Annotated in this window: 2 protein-coding genes and 1 pseudogene; 1 reads left to right on the forward strand and 2 read right to left on the reverse strand. The window is 41.2% G+C overall.

Annotated elements, in window-relative coordinates:
- Nucleotides 1-461: 461 nt before the first annotated feature.
- A pseudogene (locus L6C30_RS14380) lies at nucleotides 462-572 on the forward strand (integrase core domain-containing protein); the annotation flags it as partial.
- A 164-nt stretch (nucleotides 573-736) separates the two neighbouring features.
- Here L6C30_RS14380 and bamE read toward each other — a convergent pair.
- Together bamE and L6C30_RS14390 are read right to left on the reverse strand one after the other, a co-directional pair.
- Nucleotides 737-1552 carry an outer membrane protein assembly factor BamE gene (gene bamE / locus L6C30_RS14385; protein WP_236163316.1) on the reverse strand — a complete coding sequence of 272 codons (816 nt, stop codon included), beginning with the start codon at nucleotides 1550-1552 and terminating at the stop codon, nucleotides 737-739.
- A gap of 72 nt (nucleotides 1553-1624) precedes the next feature.
- Nucleotides 1625-3383 (reverse strand): YadA-like family protein (locus L6C30_RS14390; RefSeq protein ID WP_004777043.1); only part of this gene is annotated, 1759 nt, incomplete at its 5' end.

Here is a 3383-nt window from a genome sequence, read left to right on the forward strand (position 1 = left end):
TTCTGAAAAGGTTGCCGACACATAAAGTGACCCAAATAGAAGAATTACTGCCACACCGCTGGAAATCCGACCAAAATTAAAAAATAGGTATGGGATTCAGCGGACGCTTACGGATATGCTACAAGAAACACTACAAGAATATGAGGATTGGATTTTGCAACAAGTGCGAAATGGCATTAATTGAAATACCTCGACACGGCCTAATGCTAGTCAGTTAAGAAATTGACTGGTATTCTCTTGGGTATTTCTGCGGTTTTCCCTTCACAACCCTAGGGCAACTTCTCGCTCTTCTCTCAGGTAAAATGTATTTCTTGGCTTTTCCAGTAAATTTTCAAAATGCTTGGATAAATTACCTGCTGAATCCAATGAAGTGAATCTTTAAATATTCAGAATACTAATGGATGCAATATGAAAGCTGATTCTCAGAGGACTAGCTTTTGCCCGTTGAGCCATATATTTCATTTGATACTTTGGATGAAGTACAAGATTATGCAGCAAATTGGCTGTGGCATTACAATCATGAAAGACCACACCAGGCCAACAAAGGAAGGCCTCCTCTAATGGCTGCTTAACCTCTACTCTTAACTTCGGTTATTTATGGGAGGATTACCTAGTTTGTATCTTAATTTGCTTAAACTGCCTTGGTTAAAATCATTTTTACTTTCTAAACCTCTTAATTTTAAGGAAAAAGAGTATATAGTTACTTTATCAGCACAATATACTCCATTAATTCTTATTACCAATTAACATTTACTCGGCGATTTGGTGCTAAACATTCCACAGTTGAAGTAGATTTGGTTTGACCTTCACACTCTTTATAAATTCGGGTTGTTCCATTGGCATCGAGTTTAATGTAATTCGGATCAATCCCCAGTTGAGCTAGCAAATAAGCCACGGTATTCGCACGCTGTGCAGATAAAACCTGGTTATAGTTAAAGTTACCCAATTTATCGGCATAACCCGTCACAGTAACCCGCTGGCTGCCGGACTGCTTAATGGCCTCTGCAATTTCTTCCACGCGGCTAAAGTCACGGTTAATCGCAGACTCATCATAACGGTCAAAGGCGAATAGTACGCTAGCTTGTGCAACTTGGGCATTCAGTCCTCCAACAACCAATGCATTTTTATCTACAGGTTGATTGTTGGCACCATATTGCGCCAAGCCCTGACAGGCTTCACCCTTCCAATAATATGCCTTGGCCAAGTAGTCTTTATCAAAGTCGATACGTAACTGGCAGCGTTTGTATTGCTGGGTTTCAGGCACACGGATATCCAATACATAGTTCCATTCACGAACCCCAAACACGCCTTCGCTAAAATGTGGATGGCCCAAAATATAACGAATTTGGTCTTTGGTTAAGCCATTTTCCAGACGCAGTACCTGATCATATTCATAACGGTGAACTTGATCTAGGTAACTTTTTTTCACTTCTGGAAAAGAAACGGACTCATCAGCCATCTGTAAATTAATCTGCTCTTTTGCATGTGTTAGACCACTCAACACACCAGTTAAAAATACACAGCTTACAATTGTTTTTAATAAAGTTTTCATTGTCATCTCAATTCTTGATTAAATTTAAAAAACAAGTGGGAAAGAGCCACCATGCTCTTTCCCCACCATGCATTAATCAATTACACCACTGATACCAACACGTACACTTGGATCACCTGATGAACCGGCAGCAACACCACCAGTCAATGACCAGCGACCGTTATCCGCAGTTTTACGTAAAGTCAAACCAATTGCATTTTCACCGCCATGATAGGCAGCACCTGCCGCATAAGTGTATTTACCTGGAATGTACGGTGCATTTTCTAATGCCATTGCCGCAGCAATACCTGCATTGGCTTTTTTCTCAACATCATCAATACGTTGATTTGTTGAGTAGAATGCTTGTTGTAACTGATCACCCAAATTTGTAATACGGTTACCCAATGCCTGATCGGCCTGATTTAGCGCACCTAATGCATCACCGACATTGTTATAAGAACCACCATTGACTTGATAATTTGGCGCATCAAAACTTTGCGTGATGTTGTTATAGCCAGCACCGCCGCCTAGGTATTGAGACAACTGCCCCATATTCACAGCATCGCTGTTTTGCACGCCATTGCTGACATTACTCACTACTTTACTGCCTGCATCAATACCGGAAGCGGTCACAGATGGACCATTTTTAATGCTCAAGCCACTGCTATCAACAGTGGTATTGCCAGCAACCACCTTATCAGTCGTTACAGTACCTGCATTAATATCCTTCGCTGTAACACTGTTCAGCGTAATATCATCAGCTGTTGACACCGTATAATTAGTACTGCCATCTGCATTTGAATTGCTCACAACTTTGATATTGCTGCCTTCAGTCACAGTCGATTTAGATTGAACTGCGGTTTTGTTTACTGCTGCAATAGCATCGTTAATATTGCTTTGACCTGTACCACCAATATTACTGAGATTTCCATTGGTGTCATAAGCACCAGCACCCATCATGTCGTGAATTTGACCACCATTCACAGCATCTTGAGAATCGGCAGTAATTTTACCGTCAGCAACATTGGTCACTTTTTGTTTGCCCGCATCGATACCATTTTTGGTTACGCTTGGACCACCCGCAATCGTTAAACCATTATTATCAATTTTGGTGTCTCCGGTCGTTACACTACCAGCTGCACCCAAATCAATATCTTTGTTTAAATCGACAGTAATGTTATTGCCCTGATTTGAAACTGTGACATTGCCATCTTTATTACTGAAATCAACAGTATCGTTTGGCTTCACATTGTTTGCTGTACCGCCATTGGTGCTAACATTCCAGCCTTTATTGGCATTATTAGCCACTTGATTGACTGATTTGATTGCATCATCAATAGTACTTTCACCAGTACCACCAATATTCGACATGCTGAGCAGGCCACCGTTATTGGCTGCATTACCGCCTAAAATAGATGCGACATTACTTTGCGCCCGGTTCAGCTGCTCTTCAGTCGCTGCGCGGCCTTGAGATGCAAAATCACCACTTCCAAGTGTCTTATTACTCAAACCAGTCAATGTACCTTTCACTGAATCTAGCACCAGTGTGTTAGTGCCTTTTACAGTCAATTTACCTGCTTCAAGACTACTGCTGCTCAAGGTATTTCCAGTTGCATTCATTTCAGCTACAAATAAACCCGTATTACTTAATGATGCAGATTTTTTTCCATCCTTGTCTTGTGTAATTATGCCTGTTGCACTCAGAATAGATGTATTACCTAATATATCTGTCGATGTCACCCTGTCAAATACCACATCTTTCTTCGTTGCTACAGTGACCTTATTCCCTGCCTGTTCAACCGCAATGTTGTCACCAGCGATAAACGTTACTGTTTCATCTGGCGTGATCTGT

Origin of the sequence: Acinetobacter sp. KAM396, from assembly GCF_021602765.1 — a bacterium.
Taxonomy (GTDB): Bacteria; Pseudomonadota; Gammaproteobacteria; order Pseudomonadales; family Moraxellaceae; genus Acinetobacter; species Acinetobacter towneri_A.

Bases quoted from the DNA above. Each gene is read 5' to 3' on its own strand.
- bamE (WP_236163316.1), bottom strand. From the start codon at position 1,552: ATGAAAACTTTATTAAAAACAATTGTAAGCTGTGTATTTTTAACTGGT.